Genomic DNA, 15,774 nt, shown 5'->3' on the forward strand with positions numbered 1-15,774 from the left:
CTGCGGGAGTCGGAGAGCTACTCGAACGGAATCCTGAAGCTGGTCTACGACGTCAAGCGCTGATCCAGGTCGAGGCCGATCGCGCCGCCGGCGCCCTCGCGCAGCTGCCCGGCGGTGCGTCCGACGTAGGAGCCCAGTGCCCGGGCCAGGTGCGGCTCGAAGAAGTAGTCGAGCTTGGCAACGACATCGGCGGCCGGGTCGCCGGCAGCGAGCAGCTCCGCCGCCGTGCGGGCCCGCTCGATCTGCCGGACCGCGCCCCGCGTCAGTCCGATCGCGGCGCGGAACCGGCGCTCGACGGTGCGCCCCGAGACGGCCGGGCAGTCACCCCGCAGCACCTCGGCGACGAGCGGGTCACGGACCACGGTCCCGGCCCGGACGAGACCTGTCGGCGCTAGTGACCGCGTCGGACGGGTCCTGGCTAACCAGCGGGGGACAAGATGGCACGGTACGGGTCTGGGATCTCGCCAGCGGCAAGCTGCGCCACACTCTCACCGACCAGACCGGCCGGGTGGAGGCGTTGGTGGCAGCGCCTGACGGGTCCTGGTTGGCCAGCGGGGGAGCCGATGGCTCGATACGGGTCTGGGACCCGATGACCGGCGCCCTGCGCCAGACCCTCGCCGGCCACAACGGCTCGGTGTTGGCGCTGGTGGCAGCGCCGGACGAGTCCTGGCTGGCCAGCGGCGGACCCGATGGCACGGTGCAGATTTGGGATCCGATCATCGGCACCCTCCGGCGATCTCTCGCCGGCCATGGCGGTTGGGTGCCGCTTCATTCGGGTTGCAGCTCCAAGCAGGAGCGGCACCAGCGCGCGTACCGCAGCGCATCTGCCATGGACGTCTTCGAGCAGCCGGGGATGCCGCTCGACGAGCCGGGCGAGGCAGTGGTTGACCACCGCGTCGAGCATGGGCCTCGTCTGTCGCTGCAGGGCGTGGCTGTACTCGGTCGTGATCTTGTACAGGCAGGCCGCCACGCGACGGATTCCCCCTTGCAGCGCGAGCTCGATGGCCTCAGAAGCTCAACTTGTCGGAGCCGTTGCGGCGACGACAAGGGTCAGGCCGTTGGCAGGGCGCAGGTGCAGCTCGCCTTCGGGCCGATGCCGCGGAATCCGGTCGAGGTAGACGTGCGCCTGAGCGTCGGCGCTGTCGTTGCGCCCAGGCCGATGGGCGTCCTCGCTGGTGAGCACGGCTCGCAGATGGTCGTCGCTGGCGCAGGCGCCGAGGATGACCTCGGCGAGCCGATCGGACGTATTCGTGTCGACCAACCGGTCGAACACGAAGTCCAGTAGTGCCTGACCCCTGGTCATCTGCCTCTTCGGGGCCGAAGGTGACAGGTGTCCTCGCCACCAACGATGCCGAAAGCTGGCAATTGCTGGAAGGCGCTGGAATATCGTATGGTGGTCCCGTGACCTCCTCTGCCGAAGCCCTCGAACGCCGCATCGACGAGCTGCGCGCCGCCGTCCGTAAGGCGGTGACCGCCGGGGAACGGGAGCGCGCCAAGGTGCTGCGCGGTGAGCTGCGCAAGGCCGAGCGGCAGTGGGAGGAGGCGCTCGACGAGCTCGCCGAGCAGCCCGTTGCGGTCCGCCGGCAGACCGGCCCGCTGCTGCCGCTGCGTGAGCAGGTCCACCAGGCGCTGAACCTGCTGGGTGCGCCGGCCGCACCGAAGCTGATTATCGCCGTGCACGAGGCGTTCCACGTCGGGGAGATGATCCCGGCCCGGCTCACCAGCCTGCGCCGCGACGAGGAACGGTCCTTCCGCTCGGCACCGCACTCCCGGCCGTACTATCTCTGCGCTGCCTTGACCGCCGACCTGCTCGCACCGGCCCGCGGCCTGCTGGCCGTCTCCACCTGGCCGATGGCCACCCGCGTGATCGGGCCGCTGAGCCCGCGCGTAGATTTCCTCACCTCAGCCATCCGCCTGGCCGAACATCTGGACCGGATCCCCGATCCCGGTCCGCAAGCCCGGCGGCTGCTGTGGCGGTTCGCCGCCAACATCCCCGGTGCCGCCGCCAGCGCCGACGCGATGACCGCCGCAGCCGTCGCCGAGGCAGCCGAGGCCGAGCTCGAGATCCACCGGGACACCGACCGGTCGCACCGCGAAGCGGCCGCGAAGCGGGCCCGCGAGCAGCTCGACGACGTGGAGCAGCTCTTCGGCAGCCGGCTGCGGAGCATCTCCGCGACCGGCTCCTGACCCCCTGGTAGCACTTCGTCTTCCGCGAAGGACGACTCGATGAACAACGACACCCAGGACCGACTGCGCCGTATCCGCGGCGCCGGCGCCGCGAAACGCCACAATGCCCGTACGGTCGCCGCGCTGACCGGTAACCCCGGATGCACACGCCGCGCCGTGCTCGACGCCGCCGGCGTCGACAAGGACGCCTTGGCGCGCCACGTCGGATTCCCGGCGAAGTTCGGTCAGTCCCAGTTCGCGATCACCCGCGGTAACGCCTTCGAGGCTCAAGTCAAGGCGAACGGATACGCCGAACTGCTCCGCCTGCTGCGCGAGACCTTGGGCCTCGAGATCCGGGAAGTCGGAAGCACCGACCTGGGGGACGTCGGTGGCAACACCGGGCAGGAGGTCCGGCACGCCCGGTCGCGACAGAAGCTCACCAGCGCCGCGGCCGACCCGAATGCTGCCGCCACCTTTTACGACCACCCACTCCTGCTCCTTGATGTCGGCGGGAACGACATCTACCTCGAGCCTGACCTGGTCGCCTTCCACCACGACGGTGTCTTTCACGTGGTCGAGATCAAGTCCTTCTCCGTGATTGACGACCAGGCCGATGCGCGGAAGGTCGCGGCCGCGGCCACGCAGTCCGCCGTCTACGTGCTTGCCCTTCGGCGGCTGCTCGGCGACGACAAGGTCGCCGACGAGGTCGTGTTGGTTTGCCCGAAGGACTTCTCGAACCAGCCGGTGGCCACCAAGGTCGACGTCCGAAAGCAGCTCATCGTGCTGAACCATCAGCTGTCCCGGCTCACCCGCATCGAGAGCCTGGTCGCGGCGTTGCCGCCGACCCTAACGCTCGACCTCGCGCCGGACCACGACGGCAAACCGAGCCGGCCGGTTGCCGACGTGATAACCGCACTCGGCGAGATCGAGGCGCGGTACGCGCCCGACTGCCTCGCCAAATGCGAGATGGCCTTTTTCTGCCGGCAGGAGGCTACTGGCTGCACCGCGGCTCTGGGACTTAGCGTGCGCGAGGAACTCGGAGGTGTGGAGACCGTCGCCGAGGCGCTCGGCTTGGCCGACGGCACCCTGGTGGCGAGCGACGGCCAGGCCGAGGCGGCGGCGATGCTCCGCACGACCGCCAAGATCTTCGGATCGGTGGCGGCATGAGCGCCATCTCCTCGTACGCCAAAGCGCTGGCCGTGGCCGCTGGCAGTGCCGTGCCGATCGCAACACGTCGCCATGTCCACCTGTCCGACCGGCCGTTGGTGTTAGTCCCGCTGGCGCTGGCGGGCGAGGCAAATGCGCCGCTGGCCGCGATGATCGGCACTGACCAGCACGACCCGGCCCTGTTGGTGGTGCCCCAACCGCGGAACCGCGACCTCCGCTTCGACTTCGCCGCCTCGTTGGCCGACGTCGTGCTGGCCTATGTGCGCTCCTGTACTGCGAGGTTCGAGGTGGTCGGCTCGAACAAGGTGTTCCTCGATGCTCCCCAATTGCTGGTTCCGAACGGGGCCGGCCTCGGTTTCGTCAAGCTGCTCGGCAGATCCACCCGCTTCCGGCGCATCAACGGTCCGTTCCCGGTAGCGCAAGGGGTGCCGCTGCTGGGCCGGTGGCTGACCTACCTGGGCGAGCGATCCGAGCACCCCGGCTCCTCGGCCATGCTCGCGATGACTCAGGCCCTGAACCTGCATTGGGCCAGCGGGCAGAGCGCTGTGGAGGACGCGAACCTGGCCGCACTGCTCGGCTGGATCGACCCGCCCGAGGGAGTCTCCGGGCCGGAGGCCGCGCTTGCGGCCGAGGATCCGCTCGTCTGGCCGCCAGCCGGCCCCTCAACCGACCCCGCCTTCGACAACGAAGTGCTGGCGCCCGCCATCCGGGCGTATGAGAGCGCTGCGCCCGACAGCCCGAAACGGCTGCGCGCGGTGGAAACCCTCGAGCGTGAGCTCCGTGGCCAATTGGAGCCAACCTGGCGGTTGATGTGGCGCGCGATCGAGGTTCTTCGGAGGTTGCCGGCCGCAGAGACGGTTGAGACCCGCTGGACGGCGGATCGCCGAGATTTCAGCCGCTACCACGACTACCTCACCACCGATGGCCGTCCGCAGGCCCGCCGGGACGGTGCGGTGGCCGCGGCTCGTCGACTCCAGTCCCTCGAGCGGGAGCAGACGACCTACGACGCCAGCCGCGCCCTGGACGATCCCCTCGTCATGGCGAGCTACCGGGTCAACGGCGAGGCGTTTCAGGGGACCGTCGTTTCGGTCGACCGTGATCGGCGCATCCGGAGTGAGAAGGGTCGCCGGGTCACCCGACCGCTGATCGTGGTCAGCACCGGCGATCCTGTACATCTGCCAGTCGGCAAGGCGTTGCGGGCGCCGGAGCGCATGAAACAGAACGCCCGGATCACCGAAATCGCGCGATCGGCCGACGGTGTACTGGTCCGCCTCGAGCTCGACGGAGGCATGGGCCGGGCGGCGGCTCCCGCGCCGGGCAGCGTGCCCGAGGTCGGCGACGAGATCACCTACACCAGCGTCTACCCGGACGCGATCCGCACACCCGACCTGCCGCCGACCGACCAAACACCGTGGACCCACGGCGGACCGCCCCGACCGTACGTACCGACCGATGACGACGCCCAGGAGCCATGGGAATGACCATCGACCCAGCAGCCGAAGCCGAACGGGTTATCGCCGCTATCCTCGCCGACTTCCGATCCCGCAGGCACCGCGGCGTGGTCGTCGATTCCCCACCCGGGGCGGGAAAGTCAACCCTCGTGGTCCGGACCGCGGTCGCGCTCGCCTCGGCCGGCGAGCGGCTGATTATTGTCGCCCAAACCAATGAGCAGGTCGACGACCTGACCACCAACCTCTCCGCCGCCCTGCCGACCGGTCTCATGATCGGACGGCTGGCGAGTTCCACATACGTGCGGCCAGCGCGCCTCGCGGTCCTGACCAACGTGCTGGTCGACAGAGATCTCGGCAACCTGCTGAGCTGTGAGATCGTCATCGCGACGGCCGCCCGCTGGGCCTACGTGAAGGACCGCTCCTGGCCGTGGGCGATTGTCGACGAGGCCTACCAGATGCGTTCGGACTCCCTGCTCGCCATTGCCCCGCGGTTCGAGCGGGCCCTGTTCGTCGGCGACCCGGGCCAGCTGGATCCATTCTCCGTGGTCGAGAACGACCGTTGGCGCGGGCTCAGCTGGGACCCGATGCAGAGCGCGGTGGCCGGGCTGCTGCGCTCCAACCCCGACCTGCCGGTTCATCGGCTGCCCGTCTCGTGGCGGCTGCCCGCGAGCGCCGAAAAGGTCGTGGCCACCGCCTTCTACCCATACACCGGGTTTCGGACCGGCGCCGAACCGGGAGACCGTGAGCTCACCTTCGGCACCCGCGCCTTCGGGCGCTCTCCCCTGGACGCCCTGCTGGCCGAGGCGGCGACCACCGGCTGGGGCTTCTACGAACTGCCCGCGCGACACACCCCCCGGACAGACGCCGAAGCGGTTTCCACGGTCGCCGACGTAGTTCGGAGATTTCTCGAACGCGGAGCGATCGCGCGGTCGGGGAACGACTCTCGGCCGATCACCTCGCAGCGAATCGCGGTCGGCACCGCGCATCGCGATCAAGCGGCGGCCCTTCGCGAAGCGCTGTCCGACCTGCCGGACGTCACGGTCGACACGGCGAATCGCTTGCAGGGCCGAGAGTACGACCTGACCGTGATGCTGCATCCGTTGTCGGGACGACGCGACGCCACAGCGTTCCATCTCGAGGCCGGACGCCTGTGCGTACTCACCTCCCGCCATCGACAGGCCTGCGTCGTCGTCGGACGGGCCGGCATCCGGGAGCTGCTCGACGCGCACCCATCCAGCGAGCCAGTTCACCTACACGAGCCGGTCAAATTCCCAGACGGATGGGCGGCCAACCAGACCGTCATGAATCACCTGTACGCCCACCGCGTCGCGGCCTGACATCTCTTGAAAGGAGCCGGACATGAGGTTCCTGCATACCTCCGACTGGCACATCGGCAAGACCCTGAAGGGTCACAACCGCCTCGCCGAGCAGCGCGCGGTTCTTGAGGAGATTGTCGTCATTGTCCGGAAGTACGAGGTGGACGCCGTCCTCATCGCGGGCGACATCTACGACTCGGCGGCACCGTCGGCCGAGGCTCAGCAACTTCTCGTCCGGACCTTGCTCGAGATCCGCAACTCCGGGGTGCCGGTGATCGCCATCGCCGGCAACCATGACCACGCTCCGACCTTCGACGCGTACCGACCGCTGATGAACGAGGTCGGCATCCACCTCGTCGGCACCCCCGGGGCCGGCTCGGACGGAGCGATTGAGATAACCGCCCGCTCGACCGGCGAGTCCGCGGTGGTCGCGACGTTACCCTTCGTCTCTCAGCGCACCGTCATCCGCGCAGCCGAGCTCATCGCCAACACGCCCGTGATGAACTCCATCAGCTACGCCCAGCGCGTCGAGGACATGCTGGCGGTCTTAGCCCGGGCCTTCCGGCCGGATGCCGTCAACATCCTGATGGCACACCTCACCGTGACCGGAGGCAAGTTCGGTGGCGGCGAGCGCGACGCCCAGTCGATCTTCGAATATCAGGTGCCGGCTATCGCGTTCCCGGCCCAGGCGCAGTACGTGGCGCTTGGGCATCTGCATCGCCGGCAGGCGATCGGCGCGCCGTGTCCGGTGCACTACAGCGGCTCGCCGATCGCAATCGACTTCGGAGAGCAAGACAATGAGAGTGTCGTGTGCCTGGTGGAGGCGACACCGTCAAAGCCGGCGGAGGTCACCGACATCCCGATCAAAAGCGGTCGCCGCTTGATGACGCTCCGTGGCACTCTCGCCGAGATCGAGAGCCGGGCGCGTTGCGCCGGCGATGCGTTCCTCCGCGTTCAGCTCAAGGAGCCGGCGCGTGCCGGTCTGCTCGAGGAGGTCCGCGACCTCCTGCCAAACGCCCTCGACATTCGCATCGATCCGGCCTTCGCCGCCCCGAACGCCACCAGCCGGCCGGCGAGCAGCGGTATCGAGCGCACCCCGACGGAACTGTTCGCCGAATACTGCGCCACCAAGAACGTCGATGACCCACGGCTGGCGGCACTCTTCGCGCGCCTGCACGACGCAATCTCCGAGTAGTAAGGGGCAAGTTATGCGGCCAGTGCTTCTGGAGATGACCGGCTTCGGATCGTTCCGTGAGCCGGCGACGGTCGACTTCACCGACGCGGACTTCTTCGCCCTCCTCGGCCCAACCGGCGCCGGCAAGTCCACCGTCATCGACGCGATGACCTTCGCACTGTATGGATCGGTGCCGCGCTGGGACGACCGGCGAACCGTCTCGCTGGCGCTGTCACCGGCGGTGAAGAGGGGAGTCGTGCGCCTGGTCTTCGACGTGGGTGCCAGCCGGTACGTCGCCGCGCGCGAACTGCGGCGAACCCGGGTGGGCGTCGGCATCCACAGCGGCCGACTCGAACGGTTGATCGATGCCACCCGGCTGGGGTCCATCGATGACGAGACCGAGTTGATCGCGGCCGACGGTAAGGTGAACGCCGCCGTCGAAGAACTCCTCGGGCTGTCGTTCGACCACTTCTGCTCCTGCGTCGTCCTGCCCCAAGGCGACTTCGCCGAGTTCCTCCACGCCAAGCCAGCCGACCGCCAGAAGATCCTCACACGCCTGCTCGGAATCGACCTGTACGAAACGATCGGACAGCGCGCCAACGCCGAAGCGGCCGAGGCCAAGCAGCGAGTCGCTGTCCTCGATGAGCAGATCGGCCGCCTCGCCACCGTCACGCCGGAGGCCGTGGTCGAGGCGAACCAACGAGTCCAGCACCTCACCGCGCTGAAGGACAAGGTCATCACCGTCCTGTCCGAACTGGCGGCCGCTACAGCAGCGATCGACGAAGCGCGGCGAAACACCGATCGGATCCGCGAGGAGACGCAACTACTCGGCGGCGTCGCCCTCCCAGCCGACCTTGAGATGCGCGCCGAGCGGCTGGCCGAAGCGACAGGCGCCGCAGATCGGGCCACCGAGGGCTTCGCCGTGGCCGAGAAGGCTGACGACATCGCGAGGACGACCTTCGAGACGGTGGCCGCGGAACGGGGTTTCCTGGAGCACGCGAAGCGCAACCACGCCGAGCGCTCACAACTTGAGCAACAGCTACCCGACGCGGAGAACGATCGCGCGGAGGCGGCTAAGACTCTCGCCGCGGTCACCGCTGAACGCGATCTGGCGATGCAGACGGCGGCCGCTGCCCAAGCGGCGTCCGAGGCTGTGAAGGCGACGGCAAAGGCCGCGCGCGAACGCGTCGAGACGGTCCGGTCCCAGTACGAGAAGCTCAGCAGGCTGTCCGTTCCGACCGGGATAGGTGAGATCCAGGAACGAGAAATCTCCGCCAAGAGTGCGCTGGCGGCCGCCGGCCGACGCCTCGCCGAGGCGGAGGAGGCGGAGTCTGACGCGCGGCGCGATGTTGAGGCGGCACCCACCCGTAGCCTGCTGGACCAGGGTAAACACCACCACGCCGAGTTGACCAAGCTCGCGGCCGCAGAACCGGACCTGATCGCCCGGGCCGACCGCGCGCGAGCGGAGGTCACTGCGAGGCAGGTCGCACTCGACGAAGCGATCCGGGCCGTGGGCCAGGCTCGGCTGGCCTGCAATGAAGCCAGGCGGGCCGAAGCCGCGTCGGTACTTCGGCCGCACCTCGTAGCGGGCGAGCCGTGCCCGGTCTGCGAGCATCCGGTGGAGGAGCTGCCGGCACCCCTCGAACATGAGACCGTCGCGGCGACCGAGAAGGCCCTGGCAACCGCCGAACGGCACCGCGACACCGCAGCTCGGCAACACACTGCGGCTCTGGCACAGGAGCAGAAAGCCACCGATGCGCTTGCCGCAGCGCGGGAAAGAACAGCCGAGCTCAGGCGAGCGCTCACCGGCGAATGGGCGGACGAGAGCGCCGTCGACGGCGAGCTGAGCCGTCTGGACGGCCTGAACTCCAGACTCAAGTATGCCGGTGCAACGCTCCGCGAGGCTCGGGCTGCTCACGAAGCGGCCAGCCATGCGGTAGCGGTGCTTGCGAAGACGTACTCGGAGGCGCGGACAGCACTGACCGCGGCTCGGGATCCACTTGTCTCGCTCGGCGCGCCGTCCGTGGACGGCCTCGGCCTCGCGGACGCCTGGCACACCTTGGCGAGCTGGTCCGGTCAGAAGGCCGAAGCCGACGCCAAACTCCTCGACCTAGCCGAAGCCGAGGCGCGCAAAGCCGACGCCGAGTCGTTGTCGATGGCGGCGCGTCTGAAGCAAGCGCACGGGGAGGTCGAACGCCTGGATGCGGCCCGGGTGGCCGCGGAGCGTTCGGATCGAGAAGCCGAACTGGCGCTTCGCACGAAGAATGACCGCCTGAGGACTCTGGCGGAAGCCCTGGCCGCGGCGCCGAGCAGTGCCGAGGTCGCGGCCGAGCTGGCTCGGATCGACCAGCTAGAGGCGGAAGCCAAGGTCGCACAAGGGGAACTGAAGAAGGCCCGTGCCGGCCGCGATTCGGCTATTCAAGCGCTCGCCTCCTTGAGCGCTCAGGAGCAGACGGCTTGGCAGGAATTTCGAGCGGCCCGGGACTTGCTCGTTCCGCTCGGGGCCCCGCCGGTCCGGAAGGAGGACCTGCAGATTGCCTGGGCCGAGCTCGTCGGCTGGGCCGAGCAGGAAGTCGGCAGGCGAGAGGTGACGTTCGCGACCGCCCGGGCTGCTCTTGCGGCGGCGGAGCATCACCGTGGCGAGAAGGCGCTCGCGCTTGGTCGGGCCCTCGAACAGGCCGAAATCGCCGTCTCTCCTGCCTCCGCAGCGGGTACGGTTTCCGCGGCCGTCGCTGCCGAGCTTGAGCGGGCGCGCGCCCACGTCCAGAGCCTCGAGGCGCAATTGTCGCAGCTGGCCGACCTGCGCTCCAGCCGGGCCAAGTCGGTCGAGGAGCATGCCGTCGCCAGCACGCTGGGCGGCCTACTGCGGTCGAACGAGTTTCCCCGCTGGCTCGTGGCATCGGCTCTTGACGTCTTGGTCCAGGACGCCTCGGCGAGCCTTGCCGAGCTGTCCGGTGGCCAGTTCAGCCTCGCGCATGAGAACGGCGAGTTCGTGGTGATCGACCACAACAACGCCGACCTGCCTCGGCCAGTGAAAACCCTCTCCGGCGGCGAGACGTTCCAGGCGAGCTTGGCGCTGGCGCTCGCCCTCTCGGCGCAGATCACCACGTTGGCCGCGGCGGGCTCGGCCCGGCTGGACTCGATCTTCCTGGACGAGGGGTTCGGAACGCTCGACGAGGTAACCCTGGAGACAGTCGCCAGCACGCTGGAGAACCTTGCCAGCCAGGGCAATCGCATGGTCGGAGTAGTCACCCACGTAGGCGTCCTGGCCGACCGTGTCCCCGTGAAGTTCCGAGTAAGCCGCGATCAGTTCGGCTCAGCCATCATGAAGGACAACCTGTGAACAGTTGGAGGGCATCAACCGGGCCAAGAGTGTAATCGTGGTTGTCGAGGTGCTCACCGACCAGGTGCAGCATCTGGCTGGCCGTGATGTGCACCAGCTACGAGCCGGCGGCGCCGGCGGCTCGTATGTGTGTCGTGCTGACGGCGCAATGCTGGCGGGTGGCGCTGCAACGCGATGCGCCGGCGGCGCGCCGTCTGCACTACTGGCGCACCCCCGACGAATCGAGGTCTCCAGGGTGGCCGTCCATGACCGATTATCGGCCATGAACGTGCTTTCCTCGCTATACGCCTAACGGTTGGGCCGGACAGTTGCGTGTCGGCCACCTCAAACTAACAAGGAGTGCCGTGAACGAGGATGCTGTTTACACCGCCGCCCGCAGAGTGATCGACGCCGGTCTGGCCGGAAGCGGGTCGGCCTTCACCCCTGGCCGGGCTGTGTGGACAGAGGAAGCTGCTGACCAGCTGTATGCCAGGTTTGTTCAGCAGCCCGACGCGGGCAGGGGCAGCTTCGTCAGAAAGCTACAGGGGCAGCTTGCCGCCGCGCCGCCCACGGCGGTGCAGCTCATGGGCGAGCTGATCTACCTGCATCTGCTCCTGCCTCGTGACATCGGCGGCGCGGCGAAACGCGCCGTGATCAACGGGGCGATGTCGCTGCTGCCGGAGCCGGTCGAGATCCCCGTGGACCTCGACACGGTTCTCGACGCCGGCGTAGTCCGGGCCGGCACCGCCTACATGACGCAGCGGGACCGGCAGATCGCGTGGCTCGTGCGGTTTGTGCAGGCGTGGAAACGCCTGCCGGTCAACGATCAGCAGGCGGCACTTCACGACCCGTGGGCCTTCAAGGACGTGGTGGACAGCATTCCGATCAACAGCGCCTACAGCCAACGCAACATTCTGCTGAACCTCGTGTTTCCCGACACCTTCCCACCGGTCGCCTCCCGGCGGCACAAGAAGCTGATCGTGACCGCGTTCGCCGACGAGCTGCCCCATCAGAGCGGCGACGTCGATCGGGACTTGGCGGAGCTGCGGACGGCGCTGTCGGTCAAGGCGGGCACGCCGGTTCATTTCTATCAACCGCCATGGGTCGACCGGTGGCGGCAGCAGACGGGGCCGGCTGGCGACGGCAAGGGACCGCGCGGCTGGCTGGTACGAGGCGCGAAGGTGCACGGACACAACCTGATCGGCCAATGGCTCACCGAAGGGTTCTGCTCCATCGCCTACCCCGGGCTGCCAGAACTGAAGCCCGGCCTGTCGAAGGGGGACCTGGACCAGCAGCTACGGGAATCCTTGCCAGAGTTCTCGCCGTCCCAGCGCGGTCTCCACGTGGGGGTGCTCGACCGGTTCCTCAATCGGATGAGCGAGGGCGACATCGTCGTCACCGTCGACGGGCCCAAGGTGTATGTCGGCACCATCACCGGCCCCGCCGCCTGGGTGAACACGCCTGACGACCTGTCAAACCGCAGGCGGAAAGTTGCCTGGGCAAATCCCGACGCACCAGTCACCCGCAACGAGCTGTCCGCCGAGGCGCGGAACAAGCTGTCCGGCCAGCTGACCGTGACCGACCTCGGAACCTACGTCACCGAGTTCGCAGCCCTCGCCGAACTGGACGACCAGCCGGGGGAGGAGGACGTCGAGGACCAGCTCGAGGTGGCCGAGGTGGAGCTGCCCGAGCCCACCGCCGAGCTGGCCGACGAGCTGCTCATCGAACAGGACTGGCTCAGCGACACGGTCGACCTGCTGCGGGAGAAGAAGCAGATCGTGCTGTACGGCCCGCCCGGCACCGGCAAAACCTATCTGGCCCAGGCGCTGGCCCAGTTCCTCACCGGGCAGGCCGACAACGCCTACCGGCTCGTCCAGTTCCACCCCTCGTACTCGTACGAGGACTTCTTCGAAGGCTTCCGCCCCCGGGCCGCCGCCGAGGGCGGGGTCGGCTTCGCACTCGAGCCCGGGCCCTTCAAACAACTCGTTGCGGATGCGAAGGACGACCCGTCCCAGGCCCACATCCTGATCATCGACGAGATCAACCGGGCGAACCTCGCCAAGGTCTTCGGGGAGCTGTACTTCCTGCTCGAGTACCGCAACCGCAGCATCCAACTGCAGTACTCACCAACTGAGGACTTCGAACTTCCACCGAACGTCTACCTGATCGGCACCATGAACACCGCCGACCGATCCATCGCGCTCGTTGACGCCGCCATGCGCCGCCGGTTCTACTTCCAGCCGCTGTTCCCCGGCGAGACACCCCTTGACGGACTGCTCCGCAAGTGGCTGAAGAAGCACAACCTCCCTGCCGACCGCGCGGACCTACTCGACGAGCTCAACCGCGTCATCGGCGACCGCGACGCCGCGGTCGGCCCGTCCTATCTGATGACGACGCGGGCCGCCACCGAGAAAGGGCTGGCGAGGATCTGGAAGAACGCCATCATGCCCCTGCTCGAGGAACGGCACCTCGGCGACGGAGTCGACATCAACCTCCGCTACGGCCTCGACGCACTCCGCAAGCGCCTGAAGCAAACGGCCGTCCCAACAGCGGTGCCGGCACCGAGGGCCCATGCGGGAGACCCGGCGCAGTGAGGCTGATCAGCCTACGCGAGCACCAGACGCTCGAGTGTGAGCCGATGACACCGGCCGTCGCCCGGGCGACGGCCGCGACCAAGCTCGTCGACACCTCACTCACCCTCGACGGGCGGCTCCTGTTGCGATCCGGCTCCATGGTCGGCGCGGCCCGCATCGTCGCCGGCGACGAACACGTCGAGTTGCACGTACGGCCGAAAATCGGGATCGCTCGGTTGATGTGGCTGCTCGGCTACGCCCGCGACTCCCGCGGCTGGCGCACCGAACCCGTCGGCCTGACCCCCGAACACGACCTCGTGCCAGCGATAGCAGTCGCCTTCGCTACCGCCACCTCCCAGGCACTCGCCGCGGGCCTGTTGCAGGGATACCGGCCGGTCGAGGAGGCCTTGCCGCTGGTGCGCGGCCGGCTCCGCGAGGCAGACCAACTGCGGACCCGGCCGGGATTGGCCCTACCGGTCGAGGTGCGCTATGACGACTACGACACGGACATACCAGAAAACCAGATCCTGCTGTCGGCCGTACGCCGCCTGCACCGCCTACCCGGCGTCCCCCCGGCCACCCGCAACGCCCTGCACCGCATCGCGGCCGCACTCGCCGACGTCACACCCCTCATGGCGGGCGCCCCCATACCCAAGACCATGCCCAACCGGTTCAACAACCGCTACCAACCGGCCCTGCGGCTCGCCCGGCTGATCCTGGCCGGGGCCAGCATCGAACACGCCCACGGCTCAACCCTCGCGGCCGGCTTCGTGTTCGACCTCAACACCGTGTTCGAAGACTGGTTGACCACAGCCCTACGGCACGCGATCGAGACACGCTACGGCGGAGCCATCACCGGACAACACCAGATGCACCTCGACCACGACCACCTGCTACCCCTGGTACGGCCAGACATCACCTGGTGGAACGGGCGCCAGTGCCTGGCCGTCATCGACGCCAAATACAAGGCACCCGGCAGCACCCCACCCCGCGACGACATCTACCAAATGCTCGCCTACTGCACCGCGCTCAAGCTGACCCACGGCCACCTCGTCTACGCATCCGCAGGAGCAGAACCAGTTCGCTACCAGCTCATAGGCAGCGGGGTACACATCGTCGTGCACCGTCTCGACCTGTCGGCCCCTCTCACCGAACTGAACGAGCAGATCAACCAAATGGCCAACGCGATCGCAAGCGTCGAGGTCGCAAGCGGCGTCTCAGCAACCCACACCGCACACCCTGCCGCGGCAGCCAAGGACGGCGGTTACGCATCATGATCCAGCTGGTAGCAGACGGAACCTGGCACGGACTCGAGGACTATCTACACGCGGACGTCTGCAAGCGGGCCGCAATCTCATACATCGGACCAGCTGCCGCAGACCTACTCGACCTGACGGCCGACGACATGATCATCGTTGACGGGTCCGACGTCGCTCTACTCGCCGGACAGGTTGACCCGAACACGATCAGCCGATGGCACAAAGCCGGTGTGGACGTCCGCACGTTACCGAACCTGCACGCGAAGATGATCCACCTCGAGGGCGGCGAGACATACGCCATCATCGGCTCAGCCAACGCCTCCGCTCGCTCCCGTGACCTGCTCAGGGAAGCCGCAGTCCTCACCGACGACGAATGACTGTGTGCACAGGTCGCCGAGCAGTTGGACGTCTGGTGGGTCGAGAGCGACCCAATCGGTCAGGCATGGCTGAAGCGAGCTCGCGAAATCTACCGTCCCCCGGCCCACATACCGGGCCAACGCCGGCCCGGGCCAAGGCCTCGCCGCTTGTGGGTCGGGATTGCCGTCAACGACGCGGCCCCGGTCCCACCGAAGGCTGCCGCCGGACGGGAGAACCTCGAACAACGCTACGGGCGCGGCCTAGTCGACTCATCGACCGGGTGCTCCTGGCCGCCAACCCCGCCGACGGCGCGCTCAGCGCGCGCCCTCTCGCCACGAACTTCGATCACGAGTTCGGCTGCTTGCCGATCCACTTCTCGTAGATCTTGCCGTAGGTCACGCCGGTTGTTGTCGACGCGTACACCCACGATGGCAGCTACATCCGCGTCGAGGACATCAACATCACCTCGGCCCAGGGGAGAGGGCCAGACGACATCGAGCTTGAGATCTTCTGGGACAACGCCCCAGCGCGCACGGACCAGTAAGACGGGATGTCCGGCGACCGTGGCCGGCGGTCGAGGAGAGCATCCCGGCGTGCCATTAGCGTGTCATTGGGCGAGGACAGCAGGGGCCAGCCGAGGCCACGGGAGACCGCCGAGGCCAGGCCGCCAAGCCTGTAGACAGGCAGAGATCGACAATTCCCAAGCTGACAGTCGCGTGCCCCATGCGTGCCCGTTCGGATGGGTGACGGCGGTCAGCGGCGGTCAGCTCCTGGACGTGGCGGTCAGCGTGGCGAAGCAGGTCAAGCCAGGTCACTGCCGAGCGGCTTCCGTCCGTGTCCACACTTCCTAAACCGTGTGTCGCGGGTACGGATCCTCTTCAAGAGCTCTGTCTCGGTTACTGCATCGGCGTCGACCTCCTAGCCGGACGTTCGAGACCGACAGGGCCCCGTCTCCCGCTTCGAGCGTGAGGATCGGCGGCTCCGTGTCG

At 68.0% G+C, this 15,774-nt stretch carries 10 protein-coding genes and 2 pseudogenes; 11 read left to right on the top strand and 1 reads right to left on the bottom strand.

Annotated features, from left to right (window positions below; genetic code table 11):
* Positions 1-44: 44 nt before the first annotated feature.
* Positions 45-380 (bottom strand): annotated as a pseudogene (locus tag V6U79_RS28690) (helix-turn-helix domain-containing protein); the annotation flags it as partial.
* 14 nt (positions 381-394) lie between these two features.
* On the opposite strand from V6U79_RS28690, the pseudogene V6U79_RS29920 reads away from it, so the two are divergent.
* The 11 genes and pseudogenes from V6U79_RS29920 to V6U79_RS28740 all read left to right on the top strand — a co-directional run.
* Positions 395-532: pseudogene (locus V6U79_RS29920) on the top strand (hypothetical protein); the annotation flags it as partial.
* Positions 533-589: 57 nt separating this feature from the next.
* Positions 590-1,285 (top strand): WD40 repeat domain-containing protein, encoded by a 696-nt coding sequence (locus V6U79_RS28695; RefSeq protein WP_334616585.1) that lies wholly within the window; start codon positions 590-592, stop codon positions 1,283-1,285.
* A 116-nt stretch (positions 1,286-1,401) separates the two neighbouring features.
* Positions 1,402-2,187 carry a hypothetical protein gene (locus tag V6U79_RS28700; RefSeq protein ID WP_334616586.1) on the top strand — a complete coding sequence of 262 codons (786 nt, stop codon included), beginning with the start codon at positions 1,402-1,404 and terminating at the stop codon, positions 2,185-2,187.
* Positions 2,188-2,226: 39 nt separating this feature from the next.
* Positions 2,227-3,333 carry a hypothetical protein gene (locus V6U79_RS28705; protein WP_334616587.1) on the top strand — a complete coding sequence of 369 codons (1,107 nt, stop codon included), beginning with the start codon at positions 2,227-2,229 and terminating at the stop codon, positions 3,331-3,333.
* Positions 3,330-4,814 (top strand): hypothetical protein, encoded by a 1,485-nt coding sequence (locus V6U79_RS28710; protein WP_334616588.1) that lies wholly within the window; start codon positions 3,330-3,332, stop codon positions 4,812-4,814. Before V6U79_RS28705 ends, V6U79_RS28710 begins: the two co-directional genes overlap by 4 nt.
* The gene (locus V6U79_RS28715) at positions 4,811-6,121 is read left to right on the top strand and encodes an AAA domain-containing protein (protein WP_334520201.1); all 1,311 of its coding nucleotides are present in this window, start codon (positions 4,811-4,813) and stop codon (positions 6,119-6,121) included. The genes V6U79_RS28710 and V6U79_RS28715 overlap by 4 nt, the downstream gene beginning before the upstream one ends.
* A gap of 22 nt (positions 6,122-6,143) precedes the next feature.
* Entirely contained in the window at positions 6,144-7,295 is a 1,152-nt protein-coding gene (locus tag V6U79_RS28720) for an exonuclease SbcCD subunit D (protein ID WP_334616589.1), read from the top strand.
* Between the two features lie 22 nt (positions 7,296-7,317).
* The gene (locus tag V6U79_RS28725) at positions 7,318-10,617 is read left to right on the top strand and encodes an AAA family ATPase (protein ID WP_334616590.1); all 3,300 of its coding nucleotides are present in this window, start codon (positions 7,318-7,320) and stop codon (positions 10,615-10,617) included.
* A 344-nt stretch (positions 10,618-10,961) separates the two neighbouring features.
* Positions 10,962-13,190, top strand: coding sequence for an McrB family protein (locus V6U79_RS28730; RefSeq protein WP_334616591.1), 2,229 nt, complete (start codon positions 10,962-10,964; stop codon positions 13,188-13,190).
* On the top strand, positions 13,187-14,446 hold the full coding sequence (locus V6U79_RS28735; protein WP_334616592.1) for an McrC family protein: 1,260 nt from the start codon (positions 13,187-13,189) through the stop codon (positions 14,444-14,446). Before V6U79_RS28730 ends, V6U79_RS28735 begins: the two co-directional genes overlap by 4 nt.
* Positions 14,443-14,805, top strand: a complete 363-nt coding sequence (locus V6U79_RS28740) for a phospholipase D-like domain-containing protein (RefSeq protein ID WP_334616593.1) — start codon at positions 14,443-14,445, stop codon at positions 14,803-14,805. Before V6U79_RS28735 ends, V6U79_RS28740 begins: the two co-directional genes overlap by 4 nt.
* Positions 14,806-15,774 lie beyond the last annotated feature (969 nt).

Origin of the sequence: Micromonospora psammae (assembly GCF_036902725.1) — a bacterium.
In the GTDB taxonomy this organism is placed as follows: domain Bacteria; phylum Actinomycetota; class Actinomycetes; order Mycobacteriales; family Micromonosporaceae; genus Micromonospora.

Bases quoted from the DNA above. Each gene is read 5' to 3' on its own strand.
- V6U79_RS28740 (WP_334616593.1), top strand. From the start codon at position 14,443: ATGATCCAGCTGGTAGCAGACGGAACCTGGCACGGACTCGAGGACTAT.
- V6U79_RS28710 (WP_334616588.1), top strand. From the start codon at position 3,330: ATGAGCGCCATCTCCTCGTACGCCAAAGCGCTGGCCGTGGCCGCTGGC.
- V6U79_RS28705 (WP_334616587.1), top strand. From the start codon at position 2,227: ATGAACAACGACACCCAGGACCGACTGCGCCGTATCCGCGGCGCCGGC.
- V6U79_RS28720 (WP_334616589.1), top strand. From the start codon at position 6,144: ATGAGGTTCCTGCATACCTCCGACTGGCACATCGGCAAGACCCTGAAG.
- V6U79_RS28715 (WP_334520201.1), top strand. From the start codon at position 4,811: ATGACCATCGACCCAGCAGCCGAAGCCGAACGGGTTATCGCCGCTATC.
- V6U79_RS28695 (WP_334616585.1), top strand. From the start codon at position 590: ATGACCGGCGCCCTGCGCCAGACCCTCGCCGGCCACAACGGCTCGGTG.